This window comes from Citrobacter sp. Cb004 (assembly GCF_030337065.1).
Classification (GTDB): domain Bacteria; phylum Pseudomonadota; class Gammaproteobacteria; order Enterobacterales; family Enterobacteriaceae; genus Citrobacter; species Citrobacter braakii.
On sequence record NZ_JAOWCH010000070.1, the window covers coordinates 384,952 to 401,659 of the forward strand.

The window sequence follows — 16,708 nt, forward strand, 5'->3', positions numbered from 1 at the left end:
AAATTAAAGTGAAATTACAGCGGCTGAGTTTGGGCTTCTACGACCGCTAGCGCCACCATATTAACGATACGACGAACAGATGCGATCGGCGTTAATACGTGAACCGGTTTCGCAACCCCCATCAGCACCGGGCCGACCGTTACGCCTTCAGAGCTGGAAACGCGTAGTAAGTTGTAACTAATACGGGCAGCTTCCATATTCGGCATCACCAGAATATTCGCTGAGCCTTTCAGCGGACTGTCCGGCATGCGGTCATGACGGATGCTTTCCACCAGCGCGGCATCGCCGTGCATTTCGCCATCAATCATCAACTCTGGCGCACGCGCCTTAATCAGCTCCAGCGCTTCGCGCATTTTGCTGGCCGACGGACAGTTAGATGAGCCAAAGTTGGAGTGCGACAGCAGCGCTACCTTCGGTTCGATACCAAAGCGACGCACGGTTTCTGCCGCCATCACGGCGATTTCCGCCAGTTGCTCCGGCGTAGGATCGTCGTTAACGTAGGTATCGGCGATAAAGGTGTTACCGCTTGGCAGCAGCAAGGCGTTCATCGCCCCGGCAGTATGCACGCCATCGCGATGACCAAACACCTCTTTCACCACGCTGAAGTGCTCATGGTAGTCGCCTATCGTACCGCAGATCATTGCATCCGCTTCGCCGCGCTGCACCATGATCGCGCCGATCACCGTGGTGTTGGCAATTACCGCACGCTGCGCCTGCTCCTGGGTAATACCACGACGTTTCATAATCTGGTAGTACTCGCTCCAGTACTCCTTAAAGCGCGGATCTGACTCATTGTTGACGATCTCAAAATCGACGCCCGCTTTGATCTGCAGACCCAGTTTCTGGATACGCATTTCGATAACGCTCGGACGACCGATCAGGATCGGTTTCGCCAGACCTAAAGTGATTAGCTCCTGCGTGGCATGCAGTACACGCGCCTCTTCCCCTTCAGTCAGCACCACGCGCTTCGGCGCTTTGCGTGCCAAGGAGAAAATCGGCTTCATGAACAGGTTGGTTTTGTAGACGAATTCGGTCAGCTTATCGATGTAAGCGTCAAAGTCGGCAATCGGACGCGTTGCCACACCGGAATCCATCGCCGCCTTCGCCACCGCAGGGGCGATTTTGACGATCAGACGCGGGTCGAACGGTTTCGGAATGATGTATTCCGGCCCGAAGCTCAGGTCCTGGTCACCATAGGCGGAGGCCACGACTTCGCTCTGCTCGGCGTGCGCCAGCTCAGCAATGGCGTGTACCGCGGCCAGTTTCATCTCTTCGTTAATGGCGGTAGCGCCGACGTCCAGCGCGCCGCGGAAGATGAACGGGAAACACAGGACGTTGTTAACCTGGTTCGGGTAGTCGGAACGGCCGGTGCAAATGATGGCGTCGGAACGCACCTCTTTCGCCAGCGGCGGCAGGATTTCCGGTTCCGGGTTGGCGAGTGCCAGGATCATTGGCGCACGCGCCATCTTCTTAACCATTTCCTGCGTCAGCACTTTCGGACCAGAGCAACCGAGGAAAATATCCGCGCCGTCAATGACATCATCCAGCGTACGCTTACCGTCATCCACCACTGCGTAAGCCGCTTTGGTTTCCGCCATGTTTGGTTCACGATCTTTGTAAATCACCCCTTTGGAGTCGCAGACCACAATGTTGTGTTTCTGCATCCCCAGCGCCACCAGCAGGTTCATACAGGCAATCGCCGCCGCACCTGCGCCGGACACCACCATGCGCACATCAGAGATATTTTTCTCAACCACCCGCAGACCGTTAAGGATTGCGGCAGTACTGATGATTGCCGTACCGTGCTGGTCATCGTGGAATACCGGAATATTCATGCGCTCACGGAGTTTTTGCTCAATGTAGAAGCACTCCGGCGCTTTGATATCTTCGAGGTTAATGCCGCCAAACGTTGGTTCAAGCGCCGCTACCACGTTGATAAATTTATCCGGATCGAGTTCATCAACTTCGATGTCGAACACGTCAATCCCGGCGAATTTCTTAAACAGAACGCCTTTACCTTCCATCACTGGTTTACCGGCCAGCGCGCCAATATTACCCAGACCCAGAACCGCAGTACCGTTGGAAATAACCGCAACCAGGTTGCCGCGTGCGGTGTATTTGTAGGCTGCCAGCGGGTCTTTTTCAATTTCAAGACACGGTGCAGCCACGCCCGGCGAGTAGGCCAACGCGAGGTCGCGCTGGGTTGCCAGAGGCTTGGTCGGAGAAACCTGGATTTTACCGGGTACCGGAAATTCGTGGAAATCGAGGGCGCTTTGTTTTAACTGGTCATCCATCTTGTTGTTCCTTTCACGTATCTATCAAAAAAGTGGCGCGGGTAACCATTCTACTGAGCCGCACATTATCACCTCAGTCAACGGCACAAACTTTGAAGGTCCCCATACTCTCACCATTCAAAGAAAGAATTTGTTATCAATTTATAACATCTATGTTACCTGCTTAAGCCAGCAATACCATGCTTGTCTGCTATGCTTTTTGCTGACAACGCCCGCAATTATCTCAAAAGTGTGAATCACAACACGCATCTAACACTTTACTTTTCAAGGAGTATTTCCTATGACCCGTAAAGAGCTTGCCAATGCCATTCGTGCGCTAAGTATGGATGCCGTCCAAAAAGCTAACTCTGGCCACCCTGGCGCACCAATGGGGATGGCCGATATCGCCGAAGTACTGTGGAACGATTTCCTGCGCCATAACCCGTCCGATCCCACCTGGTACGATCGTGACCGGTTTATTTTGTCCAATGGCCACGCCTCAATGCTGCTTTACAGCCTGTTGCATCTTTCCGGCTACAACCTGCCGCTCGAAGAGTTAAAGAACTTCCGCCAGCTCCATTCGAAGACGCCAGGACACCCGGAAATTGGCTATACGCCGGGCGTGGAGACCACCACCGGACCGTTGGGTCAGGGTTTAGCCAACGCTGTCGGAATGGCGATTGCAGAACGCACGCTGGCGGCGCAGTTTAACCAGCCAGACCACGAGATTGTTAATCACTATACCTGGGTCTTTATGGGCGACGGCTGTCTGATGGAGGGCATTTCTCACGAAGTGTGCTCACTGGCGGGCACCCTGGGACTTGGCAAACTCATCGGCTTTTACGATCACAACGGCATCTCAATTGATGGCGAAACCGACGGCTGGTTTACCGACGATACCGCGAAACGCTTTGAGGCCTATCACTGGCATGTGGTGCACGAGATTGACGGTCATGACCCTGAGGCGGTGAAAAAAGCGATTCAGGAAGCACAGGCCGTTACCGATAAACCGTCGCTGATTATCTGCCGCACGGTGATTGGTTTTGGTTCACCGAATAAAGCCGGGAAAGAGGAAGCGCACGGCGCTGCGCTGGGTGAAGAAGAAGTGGCGCTGACCCGACAGAAGTTGGGGTGGCATCATCCTGCCTTTGAAATCCCCAAAGAGATTTACCGGGCGTGGGACGCTCGTGAAAAAGGCGAGAAAGCCCAACAGAGCTGGAATGAGAAATTCGCCGCTTATCGACATGCACATCCGGACCTGGCGGCAGAGTTTACCCGCCGGATGAGCGGTGGACTGCCGGAAGAGTGGGAAGAAACGACCCAGAAATATATCACCGAGCTGCAGGCCAATCCGGCCAAAATCGCCACCCGTAAGGCCTCGCAAAATACCCTGAACGCTTACGGGCCGATACTGCCTGAGCTGCTTGGCGGTTCGGCGGATCTGGCGCCCAGCAACCTGACCATCTGGAAAGGCTCCACTTCTCTTAAAGAGGATCATGCAGGAAACTACATCCACTACGGCGTGCGGGAGTTTGGCATGACCGCGATTGCCAACGGTATCGCTCACCACGGGGGCTTCGTACCGTACACCGCAACGTTCCTGATGTTTGTCGAATATGCCCGTAATGCCGCACGCATGGCGGCGCTGATGAAAGCCCGACAAATCATGGTTTATACCCACGACTCGATTGGCCTTGGGGAAGATGGTCCCACGCACCAGGCCGTCGAACAGCTCGCCAGCCTGCGTCTGACGCCTAATTTCAGCACCTGGCGACCCTGCGATCAGGTTGAAGCGGCGGTAGGCTGGAAGCTGGCGGTCGAACGCCATGACGGGCCAACGGCGCTGATCCTCTCGCGGCAAAATCTGGCTCAGGTTGAGCGGACGCCTGAGCAAGTGCAGCAGATTGCCCGCGGCGGCTATGTGCTGAAGGATGGCGGCGGTAAGCCGGATGTTATCCTGATTGCTACCGGTTCAGAAATGGAAATCACGCTGCTGGCGGCGGAAAAACTGACCGGTGAAGGTCGTAACGTGCGGGTGGTTTCTCTGCCCTCAACCGATATCTTCGACGCCCAGGATGAAGCGTATCGGGAATCGGTTCTCCCCTCAAACGTCAGCGCGCGCGTGGCGGTAGAAGCAGGAATTGCCGACTACTGGTACAAATATGTTGGGCTGAAAGGGGCGATTGTCGGTATGACGGGTTATGGGGAGTCGGCTCCGGCAGACAAGCTGTTCCCGTTCTTCGGCTTTACGGTGGATAACATTGTCGACAAAGCGCATAAGGTGCTTAACGTGTGATCCACAGCGTGGGCCAGGCATCTGGCCCATGCCAGTTATCGCAGCTTGGCTCTTGGGCATAGCGCACCAGACGAAAACGCTGGCCGTCGTAGCGCCAGCGGGTCTGGATACCGCAATCTGCCAACCCTCGTCCTTTAGCGAGGGTTACCAGCTCGCGCGACTTCTCATCAAACATGGCGTTGGTCAGCTCCATATCGCGACTTTCCGCATCCGTTTTAAAAGGCAGGCTTAGCCGTACCGCCCGTGACGTCAACGGGGTAGTACGTGAAACCACCCACGCCAGATCGATGGTGTTATATGCCCCGGCTTCACAGCCGATCATCAGCAGCGCTTTATCATCCGTTAAGGCCGTGACGCGCATCTCGCGACGCAGCGGATCGATCGAACAGCGAATACCGTTGATCCGCCAGTTACCGTAATCCAGCAATTCACTGCGCTCTTGTTGCGTGAGAGGCGTTGGCGTTGGGTTAATCACAGCCACGCCTTTTAAAGCGGGAGCGGGAGGAACGCTGAGCGGAGGCTCGTCGCCTTTTTCGATCCATGCGGTTTCGCTGCCGACCCGTTTTTGCTGGGCGTCGATAAAAAGCAGCGCGGCTTTTAGCCCGACCAGGGACAGGTTTTGCGTCCCTTTTTGCAGGGTTATTGCCTTTGCGTCCTGTACGGTTGTTAAAAATGCGCTGATGGTGGCCGGATCATCGGTCATCAGCTGCCAGGGGGTAATACGCCAGTGTTCGCCGCGAAGCGGGAGCGGCGCGCCATCCAGTAGCAGACGTGGCGCAATATCGCTCTCTTTGGCTGTAGGCGATTCCAGCCCACCCAGTTCAATACGCAACACGGCGTCGGTATGTGCCCCGGCACTGCGGCTCAAGGTCATGACCAGGCCGTGATGTTCTCCGGTATTGCGCGCCACGCAAAAGTTTTGGTTATTGCACGTCACCTGCCAGTCAGAAAACGTCTGTTGCGCGGGCGCGGCCCACAGCAAACGGACGGGTAACAACCCGAGCAGGAAAAGTAAAATAACGCGATAGCGCATGGACGGTACAACCCCGAAGTCAAAACACACAGCCTAAGCGGTATCTTCCTTGCGCGACTGATGTGGCTCAATAAGAATCGTCGGATTGGCCGAAAATTTGTAAAGAAATATAAATCCCGCGCATTAGTCCATGAGATGCGACGACTGCAAATAGTTCAGCAATAGCACCGTCTTACCGTCACGGATCTCACCCGTTTTAATCATTTCCAGCGCCTGGGTGAACGGCAGCTCCAGAACCTCAATATCTTCATCTTCCACCCCTCCGCCCGCATTTGCCCGCTGGCTGTCGCTGTATTGTGCAATAAAGAAATGAATTATCTCCGTCACGCCGCCCGGCGACATATAGAGTTCAAACAGCTTACGCACTTCACCCACTTCAAAGCCGGTCTCTTCAATGGCCTCTTTCCGAATGCACGCTTCCGGTTCGTCGTTATCCAGCAGCCCGGCGCAGGTTTCAATCAGTTGACCGCTTTCATTACCATTGACCCAGGTGGCGACGCGAAACTGGCGGATGAGCACCACCGTTTTCTTCTCCGGGTTATACAGCAGGATAGTGGCGCCGTTGCCGCGATCGTAAACCTCGCGTTTGTGACGAATCACCTCTCCATTGCTACGGGTCAGGTCATAGGTGATATTGCGCAGGATGAAGTAGTTATCGGAAAGGACTTTATCTTTGATGAGGGTAATTTTTTGCGACATACCGGCTCCACAGCAAGAAGTGAGAAATAATACTACGCCGTGAAACCGGGTTTGTCTTGGTGCAATGTCGGCCTGATAAGCGAAGCGCCATCAGGCAATAAGGCGGCACAGAGCCGGATAGCAACGCTTGCGCGCCTTATCCGGCCTTCTTAGCGACTTAGTGAGATTTGACTGATTTTATGCCCAGCCAGTCGACGATCCCCTGGGCGGCATGCCGTCCTTCCGCCATGGCCGTAACCACCAGATCCGCACCACGTACCGCGTCGCCACCGGCGAAGATTTTCGGGTTACTGGTTTGATAACGGTATGCGCTTTCAACATTGGCGGCTATGCGCCCCCAGTTATCGACCTTAACCCCATGCGTCTCCAGCCACGGCATGCCATGTGGGTGAAAACCAAACGCCATGATCACCGCATCTGCGGGCATGACAAACTCACTCCCGGCGAGGGGAACCGGGCGACGACGTCCCTGCGCGTCTGGCTCGCCAAGCTGGGTACGTAAAAAACGCACGCCGCTGACTCGCCCATCATCATGTAACACCAGCTCAACCGGCTGGACGTTAAACTCGAAGTTCGCCCCCTCTTCCCGGGCGTTCTTCACCTCTTTTTTCGAACCGGGCATGTTGGCTTCATCACGACGATAAGCGCAGGTCACCTGGCGTGGGCCGTGACGCAGCGCGGTACGCACGCAGTCCATCGCCGTATCGCCTCCGCCCAGTACAACCACGTTCAGTCCGGCGGTGTCGATAAACGGCTCTTCAGGCAGTTCATCCAGCCCCATCACCTGCTTGGTGTTGGCAATCAGGAACGGTAACGCGTCATAAACGCCAGGCGCGTCTTCATTCGGCAGATCCGCCTTCATGGAACGATAGGTTCCTACGCCCACGAACACGGCATCGTAATCCTCCAGCAGCGCCGACAGCGCCACATCTTTACCCACTTCACAGTTAAGTTCGAAATGAATACCCATGGCGCTGAAGATTTCACGGCGGCGGGCCAGCAGCGATTTGTCCAGCTTGAAGGCCGGAATGCCGAACGTCAGCAAACCGCCGATTTCAGGGTGGCGATCGTATACGGTGGTGCTGACTCCGCTGCGCGCCAGCACATCCGCGCAGGCCAGACCCGCCGGACCCGCGCCGATGATAGCAACGCGCTTATCCACTTTCTGCACGTGGCTTAAGTCCGGTCGCCATCCTTTGCTCAGGGCCCGATCAGAGATGTAACGCTCAATATTTCCGATAGTGACCGCCCCATGCTCGCTACGCACCGTGCATACCCCTTCGCAAAGTCGGTCCTGCGGACATACGCGCCCGGTCACTTCCGGCAGGCAGTTGGTCTGGTGAGAAAGCTCAACCGCCGCGTCGATATTCCCGGCTTTGACCAGTTCAATCCACTGCGGAATATGGTTATGCAATGGGCAGGTCCATTCGCAAATACTGTGGTCGCCGCATTTCAGGCAGCGGGACGCTTCCCGTTCCGCCTGCGCCGTACGAAACGGCAGATAGATCTCCTCAAAGCTGGTTTTACGGGCCTCAATTGCCAGCTTATCCGGCTCACCACGCGCAGGCGTCGCCTGCATTTGCTCACGTTTGGTAATTGCATGCGAAACGAAATCGGTGGCGTTGGCATGCCAGGGCTGGCTTTCCAGACTGGCGGTGCGTAGCCTGCGCGCTTTTGACAGACCAGTAAGCGAATTTTCCGTCACCAGTTGTAACGCTTGTGCCGGACAGTTCTCTACACAGGCAGGTCCTTGTTCGCGTCCCTGACACAAATCGCATTTGTGCGCAGTGGCTTTCACCTTCCCTTTAGCGACAGGAGTGAGTACGATCTGCATCGTGCCGAAAGGACAAGCAACGACGCACGATTTACAGCCAATACACTTTTTCGGGTTCACCTGAACGCTGTCGTTATCATGGCTGATTGCCCCGTTCGGGCAACTTCTGGCGCAGGGCGCATCTTCACAGTGATGGCAGGTTACCGCACTGCGCTGCTGCTGATGCTTGATGACGGTAATTCGGGGCTGGAAATGCCGTTGACTCAGGACATGCTGCTCGCCATTGTGAGCCATGACGCAGGCGACCTCACAGGCATGGCATCCCAGGCACTGCTGGCTATTAACCATAATAAAACGATTCATGGCTTCCTTCTTTTTTGGTTGCAAAAACCTTATTCTTTATATGAGTGTTGTTATTAACCGACACGGAAGGAAGCGGCAATGTTCATTTGCCCAGGAAGCACAACTATTTATCCAGAACCTGTGGCAGATCAATTTATTTCATCGCATATGAAATTGCGTTTCAGTTACCATCCAGTTTCATGGCGTTTTATTAACATTTATCAAATACACCGCATCGTTCGGGCTGTTTTAAGGCGCGACGTGTATTGTGTGAGGATGCACAAGTGACGGTAAAGCGTCCGGTCTCGGCCAGTCTGGCTAAAGCTTTTTTCTACATAGTGCTGTTGTCGATTCTCTCAACGGGTATTGCGCTGCTCACGCTGACCAGCAGCTTACGAGATGCCGAAGCCATCAACGTGGCTGGCTCATTGCGCATGCAAAGTTACCGTCTGGGTTACGATCTGCAAAGCCAAAGTCCGCAGCTTAACGCTCACCGCCAGCTTTTCCAGCAGGCGCTAAATTCGCCAGCACTACAGAACCTGAACGCGTGGTACGTGCCTCAAGCGGTAAAAAGTCGCTATGGACGTCTACATGCAAACTGGCTGGAAATGAACGCCCGTCTGATCGATGGCGATTTAAATTGGTACCAGAGCAATATCAATAACTATGTCGATCAAATCGATCTCTTCGTGCTGGCGCTGCAGCATTATGCCGAACGCAAAGTGATGCTGGTTTTTGGTATTTCACTGGCAGGCGGGATCGGCATTTTCACCCTCGTTTTCTTTACCTTACGGCGTATTCGCCAGCAGGTGGTGCGTCCGCTGAATAAGCTGGTGGTGGCCAGCCAGCACATTGAACACGGTCAGTTTGACATCCCGTCGCTGGATACCGGTTTGCCCAACGAACTCGGGTTGTTGGGCAAGACCTTCAGCCAGATGTCGAGTGAATTACACAAGCTGTACCGCTCACTGGAAGCGTCTGTCGCTGAGAAGACCCACGATCTCCACGAAGCTAATCGTCGTCTGGAAGTGTTGTATCAGTGCTCTCAGGCGTTAAATACCAGTCAGATTGATGTGTACTGCTTCCGCCATATTTTACAGATCGTCCGCGAGCATGACGCCGCCTATTTCCTGGAACTCACCGTCGGAGATAACTGGCGAATTAGCGAAGGCGCAAAAAGCCCCGAGCTGCCGATGCAGATCCTGCCGGTCACCATGCAGGAAACCGTCTACGGTGAACTGCACTGGCAAAGCCCGAACGTCAATGCTTCTACCCCGTTGCTTAACAGCGTCTCCTCGATGCTCGGTCGCGGGTTGTACTTCAACCAGGCGCAAAAACATTTTCAGCAGCTGTTGTTAATGGAGGAGCGCGCGACGATTGCGCGCGAGCTGCACGACTCGCTGGCGCAAGTGCTCTCTTATTTACGCATTCAGCTCACGCTGCTGAAGCGTTCGATTCCCGAAGATAACGCCCCAGCGCAAAGCATTATGGCGGATTTTTCTCAGGCGCTGAACGACGCCTACCGCCAGCTACGCGAACTGCTCACCACCTTCCGCCTGACTTTACAGCAGGCCGATCTCCCCTCAGCCCTGCATGAAATGCTGGAAACGCTGCAAAATCAGACCTCGGCTAAACTGACGCTTGATTGCCGGTTACCGACGCTGGCGCTGGACGCGCAAATGCAGGTGCATCTGCTGCAGATCGTCCGAGAAGCGGTGCTGAACGCGATTAAACATGCCAGCGCAACCGAAATTGCCGTCAGTTGCGTGACCGCGCCGGATGGTAATCACACGGTTTATATTCGCGATAACGGCATCGGCATTGGCGAGCCGCATGAGCCTTCGGGGCACTATGGATTAAATATTATGCGCGAGCGGGCGGAAAGGCTGAGCGGCACGCTGACTTTCTCTCAACCCTCCGGAGGGGGAACGCTGGTGAGCATCAGTTTTCGTTCGGCAGAATCCGACGGAGAGCTAACGTAAAGAACCGCAAAGCGCCGTCGGTTCTCGATCCAGGCCTGACGGCGTTGGCACGAAAGGTATGCTGTAAACGGGCATGATAATTTACATTATCTTCTTTTTTTCTCCACGTTTGCCCCGTACCTTGCCGCTAAAGTGAAGCAATTCACACCCATAACGATACGCAGAAACACGAGGTCCCCTTTTAATGGCGAATTTTTTCATCGATCGCCCCATTTTTGCCTGGGTGTTAGCAATCCTGTTGTGCCTGACAGGAACCCTGGCTATTTTTTCGCTGCCCGTTGAGCAATACCCCGATCTGGCACCGCCAAACGTGCGGGTAACCGCGAACTACCCTGGCGCGTCCGCACAAACCCTGGAAAATACCGTCACCCAGGTTATCGAGCAGAACATGACCGGTCTCGATAATCTGATGTACATGTCGTCGCAGAGCAGCGGGACAGGCCAGGCGTCGGTTACGCTGAGCTTCCTCGCGGGAACCGATCCTGATGAAGCCGTCCAGCAGGTGCAAAACCAGCTGCAATCGGCAATGCGTAAGCTGCCGCAGGCGGTACAGAATCAAGGGGTCACGGTGCGCAAGACCGGTGACACCAATATTCTGACCATCGCCTTCGTCTCCACCGATGGCTCAATGGATAAGCAGGACATCGCCGACTACGTCGCCAGTAATATCCAGGATCCGCTCAGTCGTATAAACGGCGTGGGCGATATTGACGCCTACGGTTCACAATATTCCATGCGTATCTGGCTCGACCCGGTCAAACTTAACAGCTTCCAGATGACCGCCAAAGATGTGACCGATGCTATCGAGTCACAAAATGCGCAGATTGCCGTCGGGCAACTTGGCGGCACGCCTTCGGTGGACAAACAAGCGCTGAATGCGACGATCAACGCCCAGTCGCTGCTGCAGACTCCGGATGAATTCCGCGCGATTACGCTACGCGTCAATCAGGACGGCTCAGAAGTTAAACTGGGTGATGTGGCGACGGTCGAAATGGGTGCGGAAAAGTACGACTATCTCAGCCGCTTCAACGGCCACCCGGCTTCCGGTCTGGGGGTAAAACTGGCCTCCGGTGCTAATGAAATGGCAACGGCGGAGCTGGTTATCGACCGCCTGAATGAGCTCTCACAGTATTTTCCGCACGGGCTGGAATACAAGGTGGCGTATGAAACTACCTCCTTTGTCAAAGCCTCAATTATCGACGTGGTGAAAACGCTGCTGGAAGCGATCGCGCTGGTATTCCTTGTGATGTACCTGTTCCTGCAAAACTTCCGCGCCACGCTGATTCCGACAATCGCCGTTCCCGTCGTCCTGATGGGTACTTTTTCCGTCCTCTACGCCTTTGGCTACAGCGTTAACACCCTGACGATGTTTGCGATGGTGCTGGCGATCGGCCTGCTGGTCGATGATGCCATTGTGGTGGTGGAAAACGTCGAGCGTATTATGAGTGAGGAAGGCCTCACACCGCGGGAAGCGACGCGGAAATCGATGGGGCAAATCCAGGGCGCGCTGGTCGGTATCGCCATGGTGCTGTCGGCGGTGTTTATCCCGATGGCCTTCTTCGGCGGCACTACCGGGGCTATTTACCGCCAGTTCTCGATTACCATCGTCTCCGCAATGGTTCTTTCAGTTCTGGTGGCGATGATCCTCACCCCTGCCCTGTGCGCCACTCTGCTCAAACCGCTACATAAAGGCGAGCATCACGGGCAAACCGGTTTCTTTGGCTGGTTTAACCGGATGTTTAACCGCAACGCCGAACGCTACGAAAAAGGCGTCGCCAGGATCCTGCACCGCAGCCTGCGCTGGATACTGATTTACGGCCTGCTGCTCGGCGGTATGGTTTTCCTGTTCCTGCGCCTGCCAACCTCCTTCCTGCCGCTCGAAGATCGCGGCATGTTTACCACCTCGATACAGTTGCCCAGCGGCTCCACGCAGCAGCAAACATTGAAAGTGGTTGAGGAAGTGGAGAAGTATTACTTCACCCATGAGAAAGACAACATTACGTCGGTCTTTTCCACGGTCGGTTCTGGCCCTGGCGGGAACGGTCAAAACGTGGCGCGGATGTTTGTCCGCTTAAAAGACTGGGATGATCGTGACACCACCACCGGAACCTCTTTCGCCATCATCGAGCGCGCGACCAAAGCCTTTAATAAGATTAAAGAAGCCCGCGTCTTCGCCAGCAGTCCTCCGGCGATTAGCGGTCTCGGGAGCTCTGCCGGTTTCGATATGGAGCTGCAAGATCACGCTGGTGCGGGCCATGATGCGTTAATGGCCGCGCGCGACAAGCTGATTGAGCTGGCCGGGAAAGACGCGTCTCTGACCCGTGTTCGTCATAATGGTCTGGACGACAGCCCGCAGTTGCAAATTGATATCGATCAGCGCAAAGCCCAGGCACTGGGCGTTTCCATTGATGACATCAACGACACCTTGCAAACGGCCTGGGGCTCCAGCTACGTCAATGACTTTATGGACCGGGGTCGTGTGAAGAAGGTTTACGTGCAGGCGGCGGCAAAATATCGCATGCTCCCGGACGACATCAATCTGTGGTACGTCCGCAATAATAGCGGCGGCATGGTGCCTTTCTCGGCCTTTGCCACGTCGCGCTGGGAAACGGGTTCACCGCGTCTGGAACGCTATAACGGCTACTCCGCCGTCGAGATTGTTGGCGAAGCCGCCCCAGGCGTCAGTACCGGTACGGCGATGGACATTATGGAATCGCTGGTCCACCAGTTGCCGACCGGATTCGGCCTCGAATGGACCGCGATGTCTTACCAGGAACGGCTGTCGGGCTCTCAGGCGCCAGCTCTGTACGCCATTTCTTTGCTGGTGGTGTTCCTGTGTCTGGCGGCGTTGTACGAAAGCTGGTCGGTTCCCTTCTCCGTCATGCTGGTTGTACCGCTGGGGGTCATTGGCGCGCTGCTCGCTACCTGGATGCGCGGTCTGGAAAACGACGTGTACTTTCAGGTCGGGTTACTCACCGTTATCGGGCTTTCGGCGAAGAACGCAATATTGATTGTTGAATTCGCCAATGAGATGAACGAGAAAGGTCACGACTTGCTCGACGCCACGCTGCATGCCTGTCGCCAACGCTTACGCCCAATTCTGATGACGTCACTGGCGTTTATCTTTGGGGTGTTGCCGATGACCATCAGCAGTGGTGCAGGTTCCGGCGGTCAACATGCGGTGGGGACTGGCGTAATGGGCGGGATGATTTCAGCCACTGTCCTGGCGATTTACTTCGTTCCTCTGTTCTTTGTGCTGGTACGCAGACGCTTCCCATTGAAGCCCCGCCCAGAATAATCGGATACAAAAAAGGCGACTTACGTTGAGTCGCCTTTTATTATCCTTTGCAGGATATGAATTTCTTCCAGAAAATTATTTACGAAGCATCACTTCGATAAAGTCTTTCCAGTTCCCCAGTTCACGTTCAATCATAACAACCTCTCTTATTATTATGGGCATTCTACGAAATCATCATCATAAAAAGAAGATCATTTAACCAATGGTTGCGATTACATCCTCCAGTGCTCGGGGGTATATGTAATCACTATGCGCTAACCCCATAAATTTTATGTGACTTACTGCAATATTTTGAAATATTCATACATCATCTACGACTTTGGCAATTCTGATGGAAAAACAGGCTGATGCAAACAGGCAAATTCTGATTTTCAGTTTCTCATGAATTTTGGAACTTTCAGGAATCATTATTCACCATTCAACAACAATGTTATATTTTTCTATAACGGTTCGATGACAATATGTATTATTCATGTTTATAGAACACGAGAATAAATATTCAAATTACGTCAATAAGGATTCAAATGATCATCCTCTACGGCATTAAGAATTGCGATACGATTAAAAAAGCCAGACGCTGGCTGGAAGACAATGGGGTCGACTACCGCTTCCATGATTATCGCGTCGACGGCCTGGACAACGCGTTATTACACGCCTTTATCAGCGAATTAGGTTGGGAGGCGCTGCTCAATACACGTGGAACCACCTGGCGCAAACTGGATGAAGCCACACGTAACCAAATCACCGATGCGTCCTCTGCTGCTGCATTGATGATTGAAATGCCTGCAATTATCAAACGCCCATTGCTCTGCGCGCCGGGTAAGCCTATGCTGCTTGGCTTTAGTGAATCCAGTTATACGCAGTTTTTTAATGAGGTATAGTCTATGTCGTGCCCGGTTATTGAGCTGACACAGCAGCTTATTCGCCGTCCTTCCCTGAGCCCGGATGATGCCGGGTGCCAGGCGTTAATGATTGAACGCCTGCGCGCGGTAGGTTTTACCGTTGAGCGTATGGATTTTGGTGACACACAGAATTTTTGGGCATGGCGCGGCAAAGGTGAGACTCTGGCATTTGCCGGTCACACTGACGTAGTGCCTGTCGGCGATGTCGATCGTTGGATTAATCCACCGTTCGAACCGACTATTCGCGATGGCATGTTGTTCGGGCGTGGCGCAGCCGATATGAAAGGCTCACTGGCGGCAATGGTCGTGGCCGCAGAACGTTTTGTCGCCCAGCATCCGAACCATCAGGGTCGTCTGGCGTTTTTGATAACCTCTGACGAAGAGGCCAGCGCCCAAAACGGCACCGTAAAAGTGGTTGAAGCACTTATGGCGCGCAATGAACGACTGGATTATTGTCTGGTTGGCGAGCCATCCAGCACGGAAATCGTTGGCGACGTGGTGAAAAATGGGCGTCGTGGTTCACTGACCTGCAATCTGACCATTCACGGCGTGCAGGGCCACGTAGCCTACCCGCATCTGGCCGATAACCCGGTACACCGCGCGGCGCCAATGCTCAATGAACTGGTGGCGATTGAGTGGGATCAGGGCAACGAATTCTTCCCGGCGACCAGCATGCAGATTGCCAATATTCAGGCAGGAACCGGCAGCAACAATGTTATTCCCGGCGAACTGTTTATCCAGTTCAACTTCCGTTTCAGCACCGAATTAAACGATGAAATGATTAAGTCCCGGGTGCTGGAGCTGCTGGAGAAACATCAGTTGCGTTATACCGTCGACTGGTGGCTTTCCGGTCAGCCGTTCCTGACCGCACGCGGTAAACTGGTGGATGCGGTGGTGAACGCCATTGAGCACTATAATGAGATTAAACCGCAGTTACTGACTACAGGCGGGACGTCCGACGGGCGTTTTATTGCCCGCATGGGGGCACAGGTAGTAGAACTGGGGCCGGTCAACGCGACCATTCATAAAATTAATGAATGTGTTAATGCCGCCGACCTGCAGCTGCTTGCCCGTATGTATCAACGTATCATGGAGCAACTCGTCGCCTGATGAGTGTTCCTGTAAGAGGAAATGAGCATGGACTGGCTGGCAAAATACTGGTGGATTCTAGTGTTGGTGTTTCTGGTAGGCGTATTGCTGAACGTGATTAAAGATCTCAAGCGCATCGACCACAAGAAATTTCTTGCCAATAAGCCGGAGCTTCCCCCGCATCGTGATTTTAACGATAAATGGGATGACGACGACGATTGGCCAAACAAGGATCAACCGAAGAAATAAGCCAACGCAGGCCGAATGGCGGTTTCACATCGCCATCCGGCCTGCGGGTTAAATCATCTCAATCACATCATCATCGTGAGGCTTACCGCCGCTCAGCGCTTCATCAAAGTAGTGCTTCGGTACGGTAAAACGCAGGTGGTCGAGCGCAAACTGCATACTGCGTTCATCAATGGCGTGCCCCAGATTTTCGACGATATCCAGCGTCACATCCCCACCGGCGCGTATTAACGCCTCCTGCGCGGCAACGGCATGAGATAACTCAATCACCCGGTCTTCACCGCCGTGAATCAAATGCACCGTCGTCGCGGTATTTGCAACCTCCGGCAACGTGGCATAGCGACCATTAAAGGCGATGACCCGCGACGCCAGCCCTGGCTCGGCTTTAATACTCTCAAGCGACATAATCGAGCCCTGAGAAAAACCAATCAGCGCGGTCGCCTGGGGCGAAACGCCGCTTTGCTTCTGCCAGTAGCGAACGGTTTCGATAAAGACCGGCATAATCGCGTCAATACGCGCCTGGCGGTTCTCTTCCGTTATCCCCTGTACCGAAAACCACTGACGCCCGGAAGTCGTACCATAAGGCTCTGCCCCGCCAATGCTGACGATTAGCGCATCCGGAAACAGCGGCGCAAACCAGGAGCCAATTTCGCCCATGGCAACCGGGTTATCGCCGACGCCATGAAACAGCAACAAGAGCTGTTGAGCGGGTTTATCGGGACTTTGAACAACAAAATGGTCATGTTTCATGGCGATCTCCTTAACTGATGAGAA

General features: G+C 54.2%; 12 protein-coding genes. 6 read left to right on the plus strand and 6 right to left on the minus strand.

Annotated elements, in window-relative coordinates; translation table 11 throughout:
* Positions 1-14: 14 nt before the first annotated feature.
* Positions 15-2,294, minus strand: coding sequence for an NADP-dependent oxaloacetate-decarboxylating malate dehydrogenase (gene maeB / locus OGV65_RS23310; protein WP_016153959.1), 2,280 nt, complete (start codon positions 2,292-2,294; stop codon positions 15-17).
* A gap of 280 nt (positions 2,295-2,574) precedes the next feature.
* On the opposite strand from maeB, the gene tkt reads away from it, so the two are divergent.
* Positions 2,575-4,569, plus strand: coding sequence for a transketolase (gene tkt, locus OGV65_RS23315; protein WP_016157105.1), 1,995 nt, complete (start codon positions 2,575-2,577; stop codon positions 4,567-4,569).
* Here tkt and OGV65_RS23320 read toward each other — a convergent pair.
* The 3 genes from OGV65_RS23320 to aegA all read right to left on the minus strand — a co-directional run bounded on the left by OGV65_RS23320 (position 4,559) and on the right by aegA (position 8,438).
* Positions 4,559-5,602 (minus strand): DUF1176 domain-containing protein, encoded by a 1,044-nt coding sequence (locus tag OGV65_RS23320; RefSeq protein ID WP_149382012.1) that lies wholly within the window; start codon positions 5,600-5,602, stop codon positions 4,559-4,561. The genes tkt and OGV65_RS23320 overlap by 11 nt on opposite strands.
* Positions 5,603-5,725: 123 nt before the next feature.
* The gene (nudK, locus tag OGV65_RS23325) at positions 5,726-6,301 is read right to left on the minus strand and encodes a GDP-mannose pyrophosphatase NudK (RefSeq protein ID WP_016157107.1); all 576 of its coding nucleotides are present in this window, start codon (positions 6,299-6,301) and stop codon (positions 5,726-5,728) included.
* A 157-nt stretch (positions 6,302-6,458) separates the two neighbouring features.
* Positions 6,459-8,438: a formate-dependent uric acid utilization protein AegA gene (aegA, locus tag OGV65_RS23330; protein ID WP_286455494.1), complete on the minus strand. Its 1,980-nt coding sequence runs from the start codon at positions 8,436-8,438 to the stop codon at positions 6,459-6,461.
* Positions 8,439-8,701: 263 nt separating this feature from the next.
* Here aegA and narQ point away from each other — a divergent pair, with 263 nt between their 5' ends.
* Positions 8,702-10,399 carry a nitrate/nitrite two-component system sensor histidine kinase NarQ gene (gene narQ, locus OGV65_RS23335; protein WP_103928445.1) on the plus strand — a complete coding sequence of 566 codons (1,698 nt, stop codon included), beginning with the start codon at positions 8,702-8,704 and terminating at the stop codon, positions 10,397-10,399.
* A 184-nt stretch (positions 10,400-10,583) separates the two neighbouring features.
* On the plus strand, positions 10,584-13,697 hold the full coding sequence (gene acrD, locus OGV65_RS23340; RefSeq protein WP_279265605.1) for a multidrug efflux RND transporter permease AcrD: 3,114 nt from the start codon (positions 10,584-10,586) through the stop codon (positions 13,695-13,697).
* Between the two features lie 75 nt (positions 13,698-13,772).
* Here the strand turns inward: acrD and ypfM are convergent, their stop codons facing one another.
* Complete coding sequence (gene ypfM / locus OGV65_RS23345) at positions 13,773-13,832, minus strand: protein YpfM (RefSeq protein ID WP_001386977.1); 60 nt, start codon at positions 13,830-13,832, stop codon at positions 13,773-13,775.
* 389 nt (positions 13,833-14,221) lie between these two features.
* On the opposite strand from ypfM, the gene OGV65_RS23350 reads away from it, so the two are divergent.
* From OGV65_RS23350 to OGV65_RS23360, 3 genes are read left to right on the plus strand one after another with little or no spacing between them, the layout of a single operon-like run.
* Positions 14,222-14,578: an ArsC family reductase gene (locus OGV65_RS23350; RefSeq protein ID WP_286455495.1), complete on the plus strand. Its 357-nt coding sequence runs from the start codon at positions 14,222-14,224 to the stop codon at positions 14,576-14,578.
* A 3-nt stretch (positions 14,579-14,581) separates the two neighbouring features.
* Complete coding sequence (dapE, locus tag OGV65_RS23355; RefSeq protein WP_016153967.1) at positions 14,582-15,709, plus strand: succinyl-diaminopimelate desuccinylase; 1,128 nt, start codon at positions 14,582-14,584, stop codon at positions 15,707-15,709.
* Positions 15,710-15,736: 27 nt separating this feature from the next.
* Positions 15,737-15,937, plus strand: coding sequence for a YpfN family protein (locus OGV65_RS23360; protein WP_200051587.1), 201 nt, complete (start codon positions 15,737-15,739; stop codon positions 15,935-15,937).
* Between the two features lie 48 nt (positions 15,938-15,985).
* On the opposite strand, the gene ypfH is transcribed toward OGV65_RS23360, so the two are convergent.
* Positions 15,986-16,684 carry an esterase gene (ypfH, locus tag OGV65_RS23365; RefSeq protein ID WP_286455496.1) on the minus strand — a complete coding sequence of 233 codons (699 nt, stop codon included), beginning with the start codon at positions 16,682-16,684 and terminating at the stop codon, positions 15,986-15,988.
* Positions 16,685-16,708 lie beyond the last annotated feature (24 nt).